At 73.8% G+C, this 16,771-nt stretch carries 17 protein-coding genes; 7 read left to right on the top strand and 10 right to left on the bottom strand.

The window, feature by feature from the left end; translation table 11 throughout:
* The first annotated feature begins 4 nt into the window (after positions 1 to 4).
* Entirely contained in the window at positions 5 to 691 is a 687-nt protein-coding gene (locus tag EOINJALH_RS17105) for an SDR family oxidoreductase (protein WP_088282191.1), read from the top strand.
* Here EOINJALH_RS17105 and EOINJALH_RS17110 read toward each other — a convergent pair.
* The gene (locus EOINJALH_RS17110; RefSeq protein WP_088282193.1) at positions 666 to 1,262 is read right to left on the bottom strand and encodes a hemerythrin domain-containing protein; all 597 of its coding nucleotides are present in this window, start codon (positions 1,260 to 1,262) and stop codon (positions 666 to 668) included. The genes EOINJALH_RS17105 and EOINJALH_RS17110 overlap by 26 nt on opposite strands.
* 197 nt (positions 1,263 to 1,459) lie before the next feature.
* Between EOINJALH_RS17110 and fdxA the strand changes: the two genes are divergently transcribed.
* The 3 genes from fdxA to EOINJALH_RS17125 all read left to right on the top strand — a co-directional run bounded on the left by fdxA (position 1,460) and on the right by EOINJALH_RS17125 (position 2,980).
* Entirely contained in the window at positions 1,460 to 1,783 is a 324-nt protein-coding gene (gene fdxA / locus EOINJALH_RS17115) for a ferredoxin FdxA (protein ID WP_088282195.1), read from the top strand.
* A 193-nt stretch (positions 1,784 to 1,976) separates the two neighbouring features.
* Entirely contained in the window at positions 1,977 to 2,435 is a 459-nt protein-coding gene (locus tag EOINJALH_RS17120; RefSeq protein WP_088282197.1) for an OsmC family protein, read from the top strand.
* Positions 2,432 to 2,980, top strand: a complete 549-nt coding sequence (locus EOINJALH_RS17125; protein WP_088282199.1) for a thioredoxin domain-containing protein — start codon at positions 2,432 to 2,434, stop codon at positions 2,978 to 2,980. Before EOINJALH_RS17120 ends, EOINJALH_RS17125 begins: the two co-directional genes overlap by 4 nt.
* 129 nt (positions 2,981 to 3,109) lie before the next feature.
* Here the strand turns inward: EOINJALH_RS17125 and EOINJALH_RS17130 are convergent, their stop codons facing one another.
* From EOINJALH_RS17130 to EOINJALH_RS17140, 3 genes are all read right to left on the bottom strand, one after another.
* Positions 3,110 to 3,733, bottom strand: coding sequence for an alternative oxidase (locus tag EOINJALH_RS17130; protein WP_199873399.1), 624 nt, complete (start codon positions 3,731 to 3,733; stop codon positions 3,110 to 3,112).
* Positions 3,734 to 3,834: 101 nt separating this feature from the next.
* Positions 3,835 to 5,148, bottom strand: a complete 1,314-nt coding sequence (locus tag EOINJALH_RS17135) for a sorbosone dehydrogenase family protein (protein WP_088282203.1) — start codon at positions 5,146 to 5,148, stop codon at positions 3,835 to 3,837.
* Between the two features lie 77 nt (positions 5,149 to 5,225).
* Positions 5,226 to 6,530, bottom strand: coding sequence for a sorbosone dehydrogenase family protein (locus tag EOINJALH_RS17140; RefSeq protein WP_088282205.1), 1,305 nt, complete (start codon positions 6,528 to 6,530; stop codon positions 5,226 to 5,228).
* 175 nt (positions 6,531 to 6,705) lie between these two features.
* On the opposite strand from EOINJALH_RS17140, the gene EOINJALH_RS17145 reads away from it, so the two are divergent.
* The gene (locus EOINJALH_RS17145) at positions 6,706 to 6,942 is read left to right on the top strand and encodes a hypothetical protein (RefSeq protein ID WP_088282207.1); all 237 of its coding nucleotides are present in this window, start codon (positions 6,706 to 6,708) and stop codon (positions 6,940 to 6,942) included.
* A gap of 178 nt (positions 6,943 to 7,120) precedes the next feature.
* On the top strand, positions 7,121 to 7,354 hold the full coding sequence (locus EOINJALH_RS17150) for a hypothetical protein (protein WP_144290063.1): 234 nt from the start codon (positions 7,121 to 7,123) through the stop codon (positions 7,352 to 7,354).
* A gap of 67 nt (positions 7,355 to 7,421) precedes the next feature.
* On the opposite strand, the gene EOINJALH_RS17155 is transcribed toward EOINJALH_RS17150, so the two are convergent.
* Positions 7,422 to 8,198 (bottom strand): hypothetical protein, encoded by a 777-nt coding sequence (locus EOINJALH_RS17155; protein ID WP_088282211.1) that lies wholly within the window; start codon positions 8,196 to 8,198, stop codon positions 7,422 to 7,424.
* A 108-nt stretch (positions 8,199 to 8,306) separates the two neighbouring features.
* Here EOINJALH_RS17155 and EOINJALH_RS17160 point away from each other — a divergent pair, with 108 nt between their 5' ends.
* On the top strand, positions 8,307 to 9,137 hold the full coding sequence (locus EOINJALH_RS17160) for a hypothetical protein (protein ID WP_088282213.1): 831 nt from the start codon (positions 8,307 to 8,309) through the stop codon (positions 9,135 to 9,137).
* Between the two features lie 35 nt (positions 9,138 to 9,172).
* Here the strand turns inward: EOINJALH_RS17160 and EOINJALH_RS17165 are convergent, their stop codons facing one another.
* The 5 genes from EOINJALH_RS17165 to EOINJALH_RS17185 all read right to left on the bottom strand — a co-directional run.
* Entirely contained in the window at positions 9,173 to 10,000 is an 828-nt protein-coding gene (locus tag EOINJALH_RS17165; protein WP_199873400.1) for a zinc-dependent peptidase, read from the bottom strand.
* 73 nt (positions 10,001 to 10,073) lie between these two features.
* Positions 10,074 to 11,549, bottom strand: a complete 1,476-nt coding sequence (locus EOINJALH_RS17170) for an amidase (protein WP_088282217.1) — start codon at positions 11,547 to 11,549, stop codon at positions 10,074 to 10,076.
* A 70-nt stretch (positions 11,550 to 11,619) separates the two neighbouring features.
* Positions 11,620 to 14,385 carry an Hsp70 family protein gene (locus tag EOINJALH_RS17175; RefSeq protein ID WP_404872770.1) on the bottom strand — a complete coding sequence of 922 codons (2,766 nt, stop codon included), beginning with the start codon at positions 14,383 to 14,385 and terminating at the stop codon, positions 11,620 to 11,622.
* A 122-nt stretch (positions 14,386 to 14,507) separates the two neighbouring features.
* Positions 14,508 to 16,376 carry an Hsp70 family protein gene (locus EOINJALH_RS17180; RefSeq protein ID WP_088282221.1) on the bottom strand — a complete coding sequence of 623 codons (1,869 nt, stop codon included), beginning with the start codon at positions 16,374 to 16,376 and terminating at the stop codon, positions 14,508 to 14,510.
* A partial coding sequence (locus tag EOINJALH_RS17185; RefSeq protein ID WP_088282256.1) for a DUF2760 domain-containing protein occupies positions 16,373 to 16,771 on the bottom strand: 399 nt, incomplete at its 5' end. The genes EOINJALH_RS17185 and EOINJALH_RS17180, both read right to left, overlap by 4 nt.

The raw sequence follows: 16,771 nt of genomic DNA on the forward strand, positions 1-16,771 counted from the left end.
TGAGATGACCTCCACCAGACTCGATGGCAAGCGGGTGTTGCTCACCCAGTCGAAGGACTTCATGGGGCCGGCGCTGTCCGAGGTGTTTCGACGCCTGGGCGCGACGGTGATCGAGGACGAGCGGCGGCTGGCCGACGACGCGACGCTGCCCGGCGCCATCGTCCAGGCCGCGGGCCACATCGACGTGCTGCTGGTGCACCTGGCGTTGCCGGCCCCCAGCACCCCGGCGGCCGACATCGACGACGCCGAGTGGCGCGAGGTGTTCGCCCACCTGGTCGATCCGATGCCGCGCCTGGTGGCCGCGGTGCTGCCGCAGATGACCGAACGCCGGCAGGGCCGCATCCTGGTGATGGGCAGCGCCGCAGCGCTGCGCGGCCAGAAGCGCACCGGCAGCTACAGCGCGGCGCGGGGTGCGCAGCTGGCCTACGTGCAATCGGTGGGGCTGGAACTGGCACCGCAGGGCGTGCAGCTCAACGCCATCGCGCAGAACTTCGTCGACAACCCCACCTACTACGGGCCCGAGGTGCAGGCCAACCCGCGCTTCCAGGAGCGCCTGAAGCGCGACGTGCCCCTGGGCCGCCTGGTCAGCGCCGAAGAGGACGCGCTGTTTGCCGCCTATCTGTGCAGCGACGCCGCCGCCTGCTTCGTCGGCCAGGTGTTCCCGGTCAGCGGCGGCTGGGCCAGTCGCTGACCGAATCGGTGGGCGACGGGCCGACGCCCGGGTCCTGCGGGCAGCGGGTGCGCAGGGCATCGCCGATGCGCGTCAACTCGGCGTCGCCGATCAACCGGCCGGCCATCGGCAGCAGTTCGGCATCTTCGCGTGCGACGTGCCGCTGGCACCGGTCGACAAAGGCCTGAAGTTCGTCAGCGGCCGGCCCCGGCGCGCGGCCCGCCGCCAGGCCATCCAGCGTCGGACGCAGCAGGCGCCACCGGCGCTCGAGGTCGCGGTGCTCTTCGGTGAGCGACGCCACCATCTCGCGCAGGCACACCGCGTCGGACCCCGCCATCGCGTCGATCAGCGCCGGGAACAGTTCGACTTCCTCGTCGGCGTGGTGGGGTTGCAGCGCGGTGTCGCGGCAGCACACCGCGCCGTGGACAGCGTCGCATGCCGGCCGGTCCGGCCGATACCCGTCCTGCGGGTCGATCAGGCGCTGCAGGACGGCGCACTGGGTCAGCAGGTGACGATGGCAGGCGGCCAGCGTCGCCAGCGGCGACTCGTCGTCGCCGACGGCCGGGGCGTCGACGGGCTGTCCTGGGGTCATGGCGTGTGTGGTGGGCCGGCGCCGCGATAGCTACACGGCGCGGGTCACAGGGATGCCCTTGATGAGGTATCGAGCATAGGTCCTTGCGGACGCGATCGTCATTAAGATGCACGGATGATGCTTCTTATACAAAGGTCTTCGCCGCCACGGGCCAACCCGGCGCGCCCCGTGGCGCCACGACCGCAGGTGGACACGGCATGACCTTCGTCGTCACCGAAGCCTGCATCCACTGCAAGTACACCGACTGCGTCGACGTGTGCCCGGTGGATGCCTTCCGCGAGGGCCCGAACTTTCTGGCGATCGATCCCGACGACTGCATCGATTGCGCGGTGTGCGTGCCCGAGTGCCCGGTCTCGGCGATCTTTGCCGACGAGGACGTGCCGGCCGACCAGCAGGACTTCATCCCGCTGAACGCGGAACTGGCCCGCCAATGGCCGACGATCACCAAGACCAATGGGGCGCTGCCGGATGCCGAGGACTGGCGCGAGGTCACCGGCAAGCGGGCCGAACTGAAACGCTGAACGCCTGGCCCCGGCGCGCGACGCGTCGGCCCGCTGCCCCAGGGCCGATCGGCCCCGATCGCCATCCGTCGGCCAATCGGTGCGTTGTCAAACAGACCGCCGCCGCCCGGCCCGCGACCATCGGCCGACCGACCTGCGGCAGCCTCGCCGCACGAGCCCGCCACCCGTCCGACCGCCCCCGAAAGGCTCCACCATGACCGACAAGACCGCCAGCGTGCATTGGGAGGGCTCGGGCCAGACCGGCCAGGGGCAGATCAGCACCGAGACCCGGGCGCTCGATCGGGCCCCCTATGGGTTCTCCAGCCGATTTGGCGACGACCGCGTCGGCACCAACCCCGAGGAGATCCTGGGCGCCGCGCACGCCGCCTGCTTCACGATGGCCTTCTCGTTCGCCTGCGAGAAGGCGGGCTTCGCCACCGACACCGTCGACACCCAGGCCGACGTGCGCCTGTCCCGCCAGGGCGAGGGCTTCGTGATCGACCGCATCGCGCTGCGCCTGACGGCCAGCGTGCCGCGCCTCGACGAGGCCGGCTTCCAGGCCATCGCCCACGCCGCCAAGCGCGACTGCCCGCTGTCCAAGGCGCTGGCGAGCGTGCCGGAGATCACCCTGGTGGCCACCTTGCGGGCTGGAGCCCAGGGCGTGGACGCATGAACCGCGACGACCCCGTGGCCGAGACGCAGCCGGCCCTGGCCGCCGCCGACCACAGCCTGGGCGACCCCCACGCCACCGTCACGCTGCTCGAGTACGGCGACTACGAATGCCCGTTCTGCATCCGCGCCGAGCCGCCGACGCAGCGCCTGATCGAGGCCAGCGGCACGCGCCTGCGCTTCGTGTTCCGGCACCTGCCGCTGACCGAACTGCACCCGCATGCCGAACTGGCCGCCGAGGCCACCGAGGCGGCCGCCGCGCAGGGCCGGTTCTGGGAGATGCACCGGCTGCTCTTCGCCCAGACCCACCCCCTGGACCTGCCGGCGCTGACCGGCCATGCGGCGTCGATCGGGCTCGACACGATCCGCTTCGGCGCCGAGATGGCCGACCGCATCTACACGCAGCGCATCCAGGAGCATCGGCGCGCCGCAGCCCTGGGCGGTGTCAAGACCACGCCCACCTTCATCCTCAACGGCAAGGTGATTGATGTGTCGTCGGGATTCGACACGCTCGAGCGGGCCGTCGCTGCCAAGCTGAGCGGGCGGTGAGCGCAAGGCGCGGCAGGGCGCCGCGCGGGACGTGCCGCGGCGTGCGGTATGTCCGATGGCGCTGACCTTTAGAGGCGCTCAGCTAATGCTTTAGCAGAGCGTACCAGTGCGCCGCGAAGGCCGCACCGCTCACGCCCGGCCCGGCGGCCCGACCGCCAGCCCGCTCGCCAGCGCGCTGGCCAGGCCGTGGTTGACGTCGCGGTGCTGCGACTCGTCGGCGCGCACCACCCGCACCACATCGGCCAGGGTGGCCTCGTCGGCCAGGTGCCAGTACTGCCGGGCGATGGCCGGGGCCCGCGGGTTCGGCGTGCGGCCGTCCTCGATCTCGGCCAGGTAGAGCGTGTAGCTCAGCACGGCCTCCTCCTCGAAGTAGCCGACCAGCCGGTGCGCCGTGCGCCGCGACACCAGGTAGAGCAGGAAGTAGCCGATGTAGAAGGCGCCCTGGGCCAGCAGCACCACAAGGCGCTCGAAGGCGGTCGGCCGGGCGATCGCGACGAAGGTCATCAGGTGCATGCGCTCGTTCTCGGCCTCGTCCATCAGGGTGCGGATCCAGCCGCCGTCGTCCTCCATGCGGCGCAGGCAGCCCAGGTGGGTGAGCGTGGCGCCCACCATGCCCGGCACGGCGGCCACGGTCTCCAGCACCACCGCGCGGTGGCCGTAGCGCTTTGCGAAGAACAGGTCGGCGCCGAAGCGCAGGAGCTTGGTGATGGCCAGCGCGACGCGGTCGGACAGGTCCAGCGGCCGGTGGTGCACGGCGAGGCCGACCGCGGTGTCCGCAGGCGTGTCTGCCGCGGGCCGTCCGCCGGGCGGGTCGCCCTCGGGCGAGGGTCGGTCCGGTCGACCCGGGGATGCGGTCACGGCGAGGCGGTGACGCGCCAGACCATATTGCCCACGTCGTCGGCGACGAGCAGGGCGCCGCGGCGGTCGATCGCCACGCCGACCGGTCGCCCGAAGGCATGGCCCTGTTCGTCCAGGAAGCCGGTCAGCACGTCCAGCGGCATGGCGCCGGACGGCCGCGCGCCGTCGAAGGGCACGAAGACGACGCGGTAGCCGCTGGCGGGCCGGCGGTTCCACGAGCCGTGCTGGCCGATGAACATGCCATGGGCGAACTGCGGCGGCAGCGTGGTGCCGGCCGAGGCGGCCAGCCCCAGCGACGCGGTGTGCGGGCCCAGCGCATAGTCGGGCACCAGCGCCGTGGCCACCAGGTCGGGGCGGGGCGGCTCGACGCGGATGTCGACGTGGCTGCCGAAGTAGCTGTACGGCCAGCCGTAGAAGCCGCCGTCGCGCACCGAGGTCAGGTAGTCGGGCACGAGGTCGCTGCCGATCTCGTCGCGCTCGTTGACCACGGTCCACAGCGCGCCGCCCGGCGCCCAGGCCAGGCCGTTCGGGTTGCGCAGGCCGCTGGCGAACAGCCGCTGCTGGCCGCTGGCGATGTCCAGTTCCCAGATCGCCGCGCGGCCGGCCTCGGCCGGCATGCCGCGCTCGGCCACGTTGCTGTTGGAGCCCACGGTGACGAAGAGCTTGCGGCCGTCGGCGCTGGCGATCAGGTTCTTCGTCCAGTGGTGGTTGATGGTGCCGCCGGGCAGCCTCGCCACCACGACGCCGGGTTCGGTGATCCGGGTCTGCCCCGCGACGTAGGGAAATCGCAGCACGGCATCGGTGTCGGCCACGAACAGGTTGTTGCCCACCAGGGCCATGCCGAAGGGCGAGTTGAGCCCTTCGAGCAGCACGCTGCGCAGGTCGGCCACGCCGGTGCCCTGGCTGTCGCGCAGCAACGTGATGCGGTTGGCGCTGGGCACGGCCGCGCCGGCGCGCTTCATCACCAGGCCCATGATCGCGCCCTTCAGGCCCTTGCCGCTTTCGGGCCGGGCGGGGGCATTCGTCTCGGCCACCAGCACGTCGCCGTTGGGCAGCACCAGCAGCCATCGCGGGTGCGACAGGCCCTTGGCGAAGGCCGCCACGCGGGTGCCGGCGGCCGCTTGTGGCGTGACGTCCTCCGGCCAGCCGCGGGCCGGGGCGATGTTGACGGTGGGGATCAGCGTCGGGTGCGGTGGCACCCAGCGGGGCTGCCGGCCCGTGCCGTCCGCCACGGTCAGCCGGGCGGTGTCGCCGCAGGCGGCCAGGGCCGCGCAGGCCGCGGCGATCGACAGGGCAGTGGCAAGGTTCAAGGCAGGCTCCGGGGCGACATCCGCAGCGGCCCAGGCTACCGACTCGTCGGCAGCCGATCTGTGCGCGAGCGAACCGATCAGCCGCCGGCCACCCGCCAGACCACGTCACCCACGTCGTCGGCGACCAGCAGCGATCGGTGGTCCGGCCCGATGGCCACGCCCACCGGGCGGCCGTAGGACACCGATTCGTCGGGCGCCAGGAAGCCCCACAGCAGGTCGCGCGCCGCCCCGGCGGGCCGGCCATCGGCGAAGGGCACGAACACCACCCGGTAGCCGCTGAGCCTGCTGCGGTTCCACGAGCCGTGCTGGCCGATGACCATGCCGTCGACGTCGAAGCCCGGCAGCGTGCCGGCCGGCATCCAGCACAGGCCCAGCGAGGCGGTGTGCCCGCCCAGCGCGTAGTCGGGGGTCAGCGCGCGGGCCACCAGGGCGGCGTCCTGCGGCACGCGGTCGTCCACCGTCCGGCCCCAGTAGCAGTGCGGCCAGCCGTAGAAGCCTCCATCCATCACCGAGGTCAGGTAGTCGGGCGGCGTCTCGTCGCCCAGGCCGTCGCGTTCGTTCACGACCGTCCACAGCCGGCCGGTGACCGGCTCCCAGGCCATCCCCACCGGGTTGCGCAGGCCGGACGCGAAGACGCGGCAGTGGTTCGTCGCCACGTCCACCTCGTAGACACAGGCGCGGCCTTCCTCGGCCTTCAGTCCGTGGTCGCCGATGTTGCTGAGCGAGCCGACGCCCACGTACAGCCGGCGGCCGTCCGTGCTGGGCAGCAGGCTGCGCGTCCAGTGGCCGCCCGGCTTGAAGCTGGCCAGGCGGCGGCCGGGCGCATCGATGCGGGTGGTGCCCGCGGTGTACGGGAAGGCCACCAGTCCGTCGGTGTTGCCGACATAGAAGGTGTCGCCCAGCAGCGCCATGCCGAAAGGCTGGTTCAGGTGCTCGAGCAGCGCGTGGCGCTGTTCGGCCACGCCGTCGCCATCGGCATCCCGCAGCAGCGTGATGCGGTTGGGGCTGTCGCCGACCGCGGCGGCGCGGCGCATCGTGGCCACCATCGCGTGGTCGAACAGCGACCGCGGCTGGCCACCCGACTGCAACGCCTCGGCCACCGTCACGTCGCCGTTGGGCAGCACCAGGATCCAGCGCGGGTGCTTCAGCCCTGCGGCGAAGGCGTTGACCTTCAGGCCCGACGCCGCCTGTGGCAACTGGCCGGCCGACCAGCCCTGGGCGCTGGGCATCTTCAGCGTCGGCAGGCGGCCCTGCGGCTGCGCGGCGGGGATCTGCGGGGCGGCACCCACCGCCGGGGCGCCCGGGTTGCCTTGCCGCCGCCACAGGATGGCGCCGGCCCCCACCATGGCCACCGCGCGCGCCAGGACATCGTGAAAGGCCATCGCGTCGCTCCTTGCCGGCGGGCCGGCCCGCGGGATGCGGTCCGGTGCCACGGCGCGCGCATTGTCATGCCGACGGGCCGTGGCCTGTGCCGGGCGGCGGGTGCGCACCGTGGGTCGACAGGCCGCGGCGCCAGCGCGGACAATCCAAGGCTTGCCCCAACGCAGGAGAACACGCGTGAAGACCTACAACATCGAAGTGCAGCGCCTGAAGGCGATGCGGCACGACAAGGGCGTGATCGAGATCGGCCTCGACGTGCTGGTGCTGCCCCGCCCGGCGCGCGACGACCAGGCCGACACCACCAGCCTGCGCCTGCCGGTGGACCACGCCCGCGCGCTGCTCATCCTGCTGAAGCAGCAGTTCGCCGAACTGGACAAGCTGCAGCCGCGCAGCCGGCGTTCGGGGCGTTGCTGATCGGGCGGCTGCGTGCCGGCGTCGCCGGCATGAGCCCCCGGGGTACAGCGCGGCCGGCGCTGGCACGCCGCGCGGGGCACACGACCGCCAGGATCGCACGCTTCACCCCCGCGCCGGGGTGAGCCGTATGTCGGATTGCGCTACGCTCTTCGGCCCACCCCGGCGAATGGAGCTTCCCATGCCACGAATCGAACGCCCCGCACGGTTCACCACCGCCGCCACGCTGGCCTCGCTGCTGGGCACCCTGGCCCTGACGGGCTGTGGCATGGAGGTCGGCGGCACTGCCGCCTCCGTGGCGGCCACGCAGGCCGCGCAGGCCAGCCAGGCCCAGGCCCAGGCGGCACGCATCGTCGACGGGTTCAAGCAGGCGCAGGACGCCGGCATGGCGCGCGCGGCCAGCGCCGCCGAGTGACGGCCGGCGCGCCGCACGGCATCGCGGGCCGGCCGCAACTGTTCAATCCGCAGGTCGGGTCGCCCCGTCAAGGGCGCCCAAGCCCGTCGGCATAGGGCAGCAGCGCCTTCGCCGCCTCCACCCGCAGGGCGAGCGCCACGGTCTCGTCGTTCATCACCTCCAGCAGGAAGCGCTTCGGGTCCAGCCCGCCGCCGGCCGCGGGTGCGCGCGATGTCGACGCGGGGGCCGTGGCCTCGGGCAGCGCGGCCGATGGCGCCGGCGCTGGCGCCGCGGGGCGCAACTGGTCCAGCACCCGCTGCCAATCCGCCGGCGCGATGCTGGCCAGTGGCGCCAGCAGACTGGCCTGCCCGTCGGGGTTGGGCGGCAGATCGAGCCAGGGCTCGTCGGCGAACACCGGGGCCAGGTCGGCCGCGACGAAGGCCGACCAGCGGCCGTTGTCCGCCTGCGGCGCCGGCACCCAGGGCGCATGCACCACCTGGGTCGGCGTGTCGGCATCGAGCCGGGGCCACAGGGCCACGCGCGACGCCTTGACGTCGCCCAGGTAGCGCGCGCGCAGCGCGTCGAGGAAGTCGATGGCCCTGGCCGCGGGCACCGGTTGCGCCACCGAGAACCAGAGCTGGTAGCCGTCCTGGCCCGACACCGCGATGGCCGGCGCGGGCAGGTCCAGGTCGGCCTGCACGCCCTGCCACACCCTGGCCAGGGCCGCCCAGTCGGCCGGTCGCCGAAGCTCCAGCACCATGGCCCGCACCTGCCCGCCGGCATCGACCAGGCCGGGCTCGCCGGTCTCGAGGGTCGGGTCCGTGGGCGCGTACAGGCGATGCAGTTCCAAGGGCAGGCGGGTCATGGCGGCGTCGCTCGCGCGGCGGGTGGGGAGGGGTCGACTCTAGTCGCCACCGGCGCCGCCCGGGGCGTGGGGGTCTCGTGCCTACCGCGCAGTCGCGACAATGCCGCGATGCCGCCGACCTGCGCCCACCGCCTGATCGCCGCCGACGAGCATGCGGTGCCCAAGCCCTTCCGCGCCTTTGCGGTGCGCAGCGACGAGCTGCGGCATGCCGGCGACGCGCGCGCGCCGTACGGTCGCGTGCACGTCCTGCACACGGCGTTCCTGGGCGACGACGCCCTGGCGGGGCTGGCGGCGCAGGGCCTGGCCAGGGTGCGCCTCGAGGCGTTCTCCGACATCGACTACGCCACCACCACGCCACAGGACCTGGCCCGCGCCGCGCCCTGCGCGCCCAATCTCGCCGACCGCATCGCCGAGGCCTTGCAGGTCACTGGCGTGCTGGGCGACGACCCGGCGGGCTACCGCGACAGCGTGGCCCACCGCATCGACTACCTGGCCTCGTGGGGCGCGGGTTTCCACAACGACGTCGCGCGCCACTGGTCGGGCTGCCTGTTCTGGCTGCTGGTGCTCGACGCGGCCGACGTGGAGTTCGTCATGCCGCATGCCGGCGTGCGCCTGGCACTGTCCCCGGGCGACCTGATCGTGTTCGACCAGACCATGGCACACGGGCTGTGCCGGCCGCGCGACCAGGGGCAGGCGGTGGCCGCGTCCTTCGACACCGGCGCGCACCGGCACCAGATCTTCCTGACCGGCGAGTTGCCGTTGACGGACGCGCAATGGGCCGCGCTCGGCGCGCCCTGGCTGCCGGTGGAGGTGCACGAGCGCCTGGGTGCGCTCGACCTGATGGTGGCGGAGTTCGACGACCGCAGCGGCGCCATCAAGCGCGTGCGCGCGCTGCAGGACAGCATGAAGCGCAGCACCTGCCACGTCGACGGGGACTGAGCCTCGGCACGAGCCGGGCGATCGGGCCGCGCCGCCTACCAGGCCGCCGGGTCCAGCCGATAGCAGCGCTTGAGCTGCTCGTACAGCGCCGGCCGCTCGGCGGCCAGCGCCGCCGGCTGCTCGAAGAAGTGCTCGCTGGCGACGGCGAAGAACTCGGCCGCGTTCGTGGCGGCATAGGGTGCCAGGACGCCGGGTTCGTCGCGCGCCAGCCGCGCATGCAGCGCCTGGAATTCGTCGCCCATCACCCGCGCCCAGGCCTGCTGCAGCGCTCCGCGCCCGACGTAGGGGGCGCCGTTGGCCACGCCGGTGTCCTGGTCCAGCTGGTGCGCGAACTCGTGCACCACGACGTTGGCGCCGTCGTGCGGGTCGGCCGCCCCGTCGCGCACCGCGTCCCAGGCCACGATCACCTGGCCGCGCTGCCAGCTCTGGCCGGCCAGCACGTCGCGGCCTTCGTGCACCACGCCGCCGGGCCCGGCCTCGGAGCGTGGCACGACGAAGTGGCCCGGGTACACCAGCACCTCGCGCAGGTTGCCGAACGAGCCGCCGCGGCCCAGCAGCAGCAAGGCGGCCTGCGCGGCGATGGTCACGCGCATCTCGTCGGTGACCTTCAGCCCTGCGCAGCCGATGAACGGCACCTCGGCCAGCAGCACCTGTATGCGCTTCTTCAGCCGCAGTTGCTGCGCCGCCGGCAGCTCGCGGGCCAGCGGCACGCGGCGGCGCAGGATGGTCCGCCAGGCGGCCGGGAAGGGCCTTTGCGTGATGCGCTGCCGACGCCACAGCCGCGCCAATGCAGGCCCGGCCAGGGTGGCGGCCACCAGGACGGCAACGACGACGAGAACGCCCAGGGCGACCAATGCACTCACCGGTGGCATATGGGCGATGCCGCGGCCGAATTCAAGCCCGGGGCGACCCCCGCAGCCGCGGGGCCGGAGGCCGTCAGGCCTGCGTCACGTGCGTGGCCGGCCGGCGGCCGTCGTTCCAGCGCCCGCCCAGCGCGCGCTCGACCTGCGCCGCCAGTTGCAGCAACAGGCCATCGTTGGCCTGGCGGGCCTGCGCATGGATCCCCAGCGGCAGGCCGGATTCCTGCGTGCCCAGCGGCATCGACAGGCCCGGGATGCCGCACAGGTTGGACAGCGGCGTGTAGGCGAAATTGCGCCACAGGTGCTCGAACCAGTCGAGCACCGACGGGTTGTCGCTGAGGGTGAGGTAGTCGGTGTCGCCGATCAGCGGCGTGGGCAGCGCCGTGATCGGCGTCAGCACGATGTCCCACGCCTCGAAGAACTGGCCGAAGGCGCGCGAGGTGGTGTTGAACACCGCCTGCATCTGCGCCCGCTCGGTGAAGCTGGTGTGCAGGCCGGCCTCCCAGATGCGGATGTTGATCGGCTCGATCAGCCCGGCGGGCGGGCGCTGCAGGCCGTGCGAGGCCAGCAGGTTGGCGATGGTCTGCGCGAAGTTGCTGATGTAGCAGGTGGTCTGGGCGGCGAAGGCGGCCCGGAAGTCGACCGCCGGCACGGCCCACTCGACGTGGTGGCCCAGGCCTTCCAGCAGGCGGCCCGCGCGCTCGAGCTCGGCCACGAAGTGCGGCGTGGCGCGGTAGTCGCCCCACTCGTGCGACAGCGCGATGCGCAGCCGGCCGGGGTCGCGCTGGATCAGCTGCAGGCAAGGCTCTGCCGGTGTCCAGTAAGGCATGAACTCGCCCGGCGCGCCGCCGCGGCAATGGTCGACGAAGGCGGCGGTGTCGCGCACCGTTCGGCTCTGGCAGCCCTGGGTGGAGACCAGGCCGCTCAGGTCGGACAGCTTGGGCGCGATCGAGAACACGCCGCGCGAGGGCTTGAGCCCGAGGTTGCCGTTGGCCCCGGCCGGGATGCGGATCGAGCCGCCGCCGTCGGTGGCGTGCGACAGCGGCAGCACGCCGGCGGCCACCACCGCCGCGGTGCCGGCCGACGAGCCCAGCGTGGTGTAGGCCCGGTCCCAGGGGTTGCGCGTGACGTAGACCGCGGGGTTCTCCGCCGACGAGCAGACGCCGAACTCCGGCGTGGTGGTGCGGCCCATCAGGTTCAGGCCCGCCTGGCGCATGCGGCCGGTGAGGAAGCTGTCGTCGGCGGGCCGGTGGCCGCGCATGAAGAGTGAGCCCATTTCCTGCAGCCGCCCCGCCATCGTCGGGCCCAGGTCCTTCATCAGGAAGGGCACGCCGGCAAAGAAGCCGTCGGCGCGGGCGCCGGCCGCCACGGGGTCGGCCACCGCGTCGTCGAAGACCTCGACCACCGCGCTCAGCAGCGGGTTGACCTTGGCGATGCCGGCGGCCGCCTGGCGGGCCAGTTCGGCTGGCGTCACGTCACCACGGCGCACCCGTTCGGCCAGCGCCACGGCGTCGTGCGCGGCCCACTCGTCCCACCCCATCGCCAGTGTCATGTCGTCCCGTTCCTGAAGAAATGCCGTGGTGCCACCGTGCGCCACCGCAGCGATGCCAGTCTACGGCCGCTCAGTGCAGCAGCTTCAGGCCAGGCGGCAGCGCGTCGCCGAACAGGCTGCGCTCGGCCGCCTCGTCCAGCGCCACGACCTCGCGGACACGGTCGATCCAGGCCGCCGGCACGCCGTGCGACTGCAGCCGGCCGACCACCCGTTCGCTCACTTCGGGCGGCAGGTCGCGCGCCCGGTCGCCGCTGCGGCGGGCCAGGTTGGCCGCCGCGGCCGCGGCGCCGTCGGCCTGCTTCCAGTCCAGCGCCAGCAGCACGTCCAGCCAGGCCTGCGCCGTCTCGATCGGCACCACGCCGTGCGCGCTGCCGTACAGCGGCACGCGGGCGCCCAGGCGGCCCAGCGCCCACAGTGTCCAGGGGTCGCGCACCGGCCGCGGGCCGGTGCCGGCGGCGGCCGGGCGCAGGCGCTGCAGCAGCCAGTCGCCGATCTCCACCTTGTGCTCGGCCGGCACGCGTTCCAGCGACGCGCCCAGGCGCAGCATCTCGTCCCAGCCGCCCTTCACCAGGCGCGCGGGGCGCTCGCCCAGGCCGGCCTCGGCCCCGCGCAGGTTGAACGCGAAGTCTTCCAGCAGGCGCGACTGCGCCGCCTCGTCCAGCCCGCCGGCGACGCGCCGCCACAGCGTCCACCACTCGCTGTTCACCTGCGCCTCGTGGCCATGTTGAACCCCCTGCTCGAACAGCGGCCACAGCTGCTCGATGCGCCAGCCGTCCAGGGCGTCGCCGAAGCCGGGCCGCAGACACCAGCCGGCCAGGCTGAGCCAGAGCCGCTCGTGGTCGGCCGAGCGGCGGCGGCCCCGGTGGCGCTGCCACAGCGCGTCGAACAGCGGGCGCAGCAGAGCGGTCGGCCAGCGCTCGCGGTGGCCCAGCAGGGCTTCGAGCTGAGGGCGCAACTGCTTGACGGCCTTGGGGTCGGCGTCGCGCAGGCGGGCGCCGAACACGCGCTCGATGCAGGCCACGGCCTCGTCGAAGCGCGGTGGCAAGCCCGCCGTGGCGGCGGCTCCCGCGGTCGGCTCGCCGCGCAACTGGAACTCGAGCTGCCAGCGCTGCGCCGGGTCGTCGGCGGCCAGGCAGTGCACTTCCAGCGTGCCCACCTCGGTCAGCATGGCCGCCAGTTGCACCGGGATCTCGCGGCGGCCCTCGCCAGGTACGTCAGCGCGCACGTCAGCGCGCACCACGGTGGCCAGCGGCGGCAGCGCCTGCGCGTCGCGGTCGGCCAGGTCGACCAGGTCGCCCGCCGCGGGCGTGGCGTGTCCGGCGCCATCGGCGGTGGTGGCCGCCAGGTGGAAGCGCACCGGCTCGCCGACCCGCAGTGCGAAGCGGCGGCCCTCCAGCCGCAGTTCGTGGCCGGCCTCGCTGCCCTGCGGCAGCAGGCACACGCCGGGCTTGGCGAGGCCACCGGCGCCGTCGTCCAGTTGCAGGAAGTAGCTGCGCGGCGAGCCGCCGGTGATGCGCGGCGCCAGGCCCCGGCGGGCCAGCGCATGGGCCACGGCACCACGCGCCACCGCCACATCCGGGTCGTCGTTGTGCAGCAGGCGCAGCGGCCGGCCGCTCCAGCCCGACAGCGTGGCCTGCAGGCGCGTGGCGATGGCGTGGGCGCGGAACACGCCGCCGTTCAGCAGCACGGCATCGGGCCAGCCGGCGCCTGCGTGCTGTGCCAGGAAGGCGCTGACATGACGGGTTACCGCAGCGTCTGCGGCGTAGGGCAGGCCGAAGCTGACCAGCCCGCTGGCGCGCTCGCGTCGCGGGCCCTCGTCGGCCGCGCCCTGGGGGAAGAAGCCGTCGACGATCAGCGCGTGCACCTCGTCGCGGGTGAACTCCACCGAGCGCGCGCCGCCGACCAGCCGCGAGCCGCCGCCCAGCAGGGTGACGCTGGCGCTGGCCGGTGCGTCGGCGGCGAGCAGGCGTTCCTTGACGGCGCGGCAGCGTTCCACCAGCTGCGCCAGCTGGCCGGCGCCCAGCCTCGGCTGGGCTTGGCCTGGCCGCGCCTCGGCCTGACCCAGGCGGGTCTCCGCCAGGTGGGCCAGCGCCAGGTCCATGTTGTCGCCGCCCAGCATCAGATGCCGGCCGACGGCGATGCGCTCGAGCCGCGGCTCGTCGTCCTGCAGGTCGACGCGCACCAGGCTCAGGTCGGTGGTGCCGCCGCCGACGTCGCACACCAGCACCAGCCGCGTGTCGGCCAGGTCCTCGCGCAGCGTCTTGCGGTGGCGGAACAGCCAGTCGGTCAGCGCTGCCTGCGGTTCCTCCAGCAGGCGCAGCGTGGGCAGCCCGGCGTCGCGGGCGGCCTGCAGCGTCAGCGTGCGGGCCGCGTCGTCGAACGAGGCCGGCACCGTCAGCACCAGCTCCTGCTGCTCCAGCGGCTGGGCCGGGTGGTGGTGGTTCCAGGCCGCGCGCACGTGCGCCAGGGTGCTGGCGCTGGCGGCCACCGGCGACACCTTGGGCACGTCGGCCGGCGCGCCCCAGGGCAGGATGTCGGCCAGGCGGTCGACCGCGGCATGCGACAGCCAGCTCTTGGCGCTGGTCACCAGCCGCCCCGGCACCTGCGCGCCGAGCTGGCGGGCCAGCATGCCGATCACGGCGCCGTCGTCCGTGGTGGCCGGCGGCCAGGGCAGGGTGGTGTCGCCGGCGGCCAGTTCGCCGGCCGCGGGGTGGTAGCGCACCGAGGGCAGCAGCGGCCGCGCCGCCACCTCGCCCGCGGCGACGAGCTGGTCGATGTCGAACAGGCGGATCGACTGGCGCGAGGCGCCGGCCTTCACCGGCGCGAAGGCCACCACCGTGTGCGTGGTGCCCAGGTCGATGCCGACGCTGAAGGCCGGCCCCTGGGCGGCCGACCCCTTGGCGACGGGTCCCTTGGCGACGGGTCCCTTGGCGGCCGGCCCGTGGCGGCGCGCGTTGCTCACCCGGCCTCCACAGACTCCTGCCGTGTGCCGCGCACGTCGTACTCGACCTTCCAGCGCTCGCCACCGGACAGCGCCATGGCCTCGATCTCCAGCGTGCCGGCCTCGGTGACGCGGGCGTGCAGGCGCACCGGCACCACGTCGCCGGCGCGGCGGCCCTCGGGGGGCAAGGTGGCCGAGATGGCGTCCAGCTCCTGCAGCTCGTCGCCGCCCCACAGGTCGAGCAGGGTGCCGACGACGTCCTGCCGGCGCACCGACGAGGCGAAGAAGCGGAAGCTCACCGGCTCGCCCACCACCAGGCCCAGCACCAGTTCGGGCACGGCCGCGTCGGTGCCTTCTTCCATGCCGAAGGGCGCCACGCACAGTGCCTGCACCGGCGGCTCGACACCCGGCACCGCGGGCATCGTCGACTCGACGGCGATGTAGTAGCCGAAGGCCGTGCCGCCACGGATGCGCACGCCCTGTCCGCGGCGCACGTGGCCGTAGTAGGCGGCGCCGCGGGCCACCGCCAGGTCGAGGTCGGCACCGGCCAGCAGCCGCGCCGCATCGGCCCCGTCGGCCGCGAGCCAGGCGTTCAGCGTGGCCAGCGTGCGCTCGGCCAGCGCGGGCGACTTGAAGACGCCGCCGTTCAGCAGCACCGCGGTCGGGTGGATGAAGCTGGCGCCTGGCGCCACGCGGTCGGCGAAGCCTTCCAGCTCGGCGACCGCGCCCAGCTGTCGGCCCAGGAAGGCCGCCAGGTGGCGCGTCACCGCGGCGTCCTGCGCATAGGGCAGGCCCAGCTGCGCCAGGCCGGCGCGCACGCGGGTCTGCGGGCGGGCTGCGGCGTCCACCGCCGGGAAGAAGCCGTCCAGCAGCGTGGCCGACACCTCGCCGCGCGTCAGCTCGGTGCGGATCGAGCCCTTGATGAGCTTGCTGCCGCGGCTGGGCACGACGATGGGCTCGGCATCGCGGCCTTCGCCGCCGGCGCCCAGCAGGCGCTCCTTGGCGTGGCGGCAGCCGTGCGTCAGCGCGCGCATCTGCCAGGCGTCCAGCGTGGTGCCGGCGGTGGCGAGCTTGCGCGCCACCACATGGGCCAGTGCCAGGTCCATGTTGTCGCCGCCCAGCAGGATGTGGTCGCCGACGGCGACGCGGTGCAGCTCGAGGTTGCCCTTGCGCTCGAGCACGGCGATGAGCGAGAAGTCGGCGGTGCCGCCGCCGACGTCGACCACCAGCAGGATGTCGCCCGGCCGCACCTGCTTGCGCCAGGCGCCGCCGCTGCCCTGGATCCAGCTGTACAGCGCGGCCTGCGGTTCTTCCAGCAGCGTCAGGTGGCCGCAGCCGGCGGCGCGGGCGGCCTCCACCGTCAGCTCGCGCGCGGCGGGGTCGAACGAGGCGGGGATGGTCACCGTCAGGTCCTGCTCGGCGAAGGGCGCGTCGGGGTGCGCGTGGTCCCACGCGCGGCGCAGGTGATCGAGGTAGCGCACCGACACCTCCAGCGGCGACACCCGGGCCACCTCGGCCGGCGCGTCGTGCGGCAGGATGGCGGCACGGCGGTCGACGCCCGGGTGGCACAGCCAGCTCTTGGCGCTGGACACCAGTCGGATCGGCGTGGTCGCGCCGCGGCTGCGCGCCATCTCGCCGACCACGTCGCGGCCCTCGGCCGACCAGGGCAGGGCCAGTTCGCCGGGTGCCAGTTCGTCGGTATGCGGCAGGTACAGGAAGGACGGCAGCAGCGGCGGCGCCTCCACCGTGCCGGGCGCGGTGAGCTGCGGCACCGCCATCACCTCGCCGACGAGGGCGTCGCCGTCGCTGGCGGCAAGGTCGACGAAGGCCAGCGCGCTGTGCGTGGTGCCGAGGTCGATGCCGATGGCGTAGCGGACTTCGTTCAAAGTTCCACCTCCGCCGGCGCCAGCACGCGCGCGTCGTGGCGCTCGGCCAGCTTCGGCAGGCGCACCTCGGTGACGCGCCAGCCGCGGTGGCTGAGGCTGCCGGTGAAGGGCGCCTGGCCGACCACCTGGCCGGTGAGGCGCACCTGCGAGGCGTCGAAGCCGGCGGCCAGCGTGATGCGGCTGCCCTCGGCCTCGGTGCGCACCGGCACGATGCTGAAATGCTCGCGCAGCACCTTGGCGCAGCCCTCGTGCACCACGCGCGCCGCGGCGCCGATCTGCGCATCGTCGTAGGCACCGAGCTCTTCGCCGACGAAGTCGATCAGGCGCGCGTCGCGCTGCAGCAGCGCCAGCAACTGCAGCGCCGCATCGGGGCTGGCTTCCTTCAGCACGGGGGC

Origin of the sequence: Ideonella sp. A 288 (genome assembly GCF_002198735.1) — a bacterium.
Taxonomy (GTDB): domain Bacteria; phylum Pseudomonadota; class Gammaproteobacteria; order Burkholderiales; family Burkholderiaceae_C; genus Pseudaquabacterium.

What these genes read in the sequence shown, in the direction of transcription:
- EOINJALH_RS17105 (WP_088282191.1), top strand. Translation starts at nt 5, where the DNA reads ATGACCTCCACCAGACTCGATGGCAAGCGGGTGTTGCTCACCCAGTCG.
- EOINJALH_RS17110 (WP_088282193.1), bottom strand. Translation starts at nt 1,262, where the DNA reads ATGACCCCAGGACAGCCCGTCGACGCCCCGGCCGTCGGCGACGACGAG.
- fdxA (WP_088282195.1), top strand. Translation starts at nt 1,460, where the DNA reads ATGACCTTCGTCGTCACCGAAGCCTGCATCCACTGCAAGTACACCGAC.
- EOINJALH_RS17120 (WP_088282197.1), top strand. Translation starts at nt 1,977, where the DNA reads ATGACCGACAAGACCGCCAGCGTGCATTGGGAGGGCTCGGGCCAGACC.
- EOINJALH_RS17125 (WP_088282199.1), top strand. Translation starts at nt 2,432, where the DNA reads ATGAACCGCGACGACCCCGTGGCCGAGACGCAGCCGGCCCTGGCCGCC.
- EOINJALH_RS17140 (WP_088282205.1), bottom strand. Translation starts at nt 6,530, where the DNA reads ATGGCCTTTCACGATGTCCTGGCGCGCGCGGTGGCCATGGTGGGGGCC.
- EOINJALH_RS17150 (WP_144290063.1), top strand. Translation starts at nt 7,121, where the DNA reads ATGCCACGAATCGAACGCCCCGCACGGTTCACCACCGCCGCCACGCTG.
- EOINJALH_RS17155 (WP_088282211.1), bottom strand. Translation starts at nt 8,198, where the DNA reads ATGACCCGCCTGCCCTTGGAACTGCATCGCCTGTACGCGCCCACGGAC.
- EOINJALH_RS17160 (WP_088282213.1), top strand. Translation starts at nt 8,307, where the DNA reads ATGCCGCCGACCTGCGCCCACCGCCTGATCGCCGCCGACGAGCATGCG.
- EOINJALH_RS17170 (WP_088282217.1), bottom strand. Translation starts at nt 11,549, where the DNA reads ATGACACTGGCGATGGGGTGGGACGAGTGGGCCGCGCACGACGCCGTG.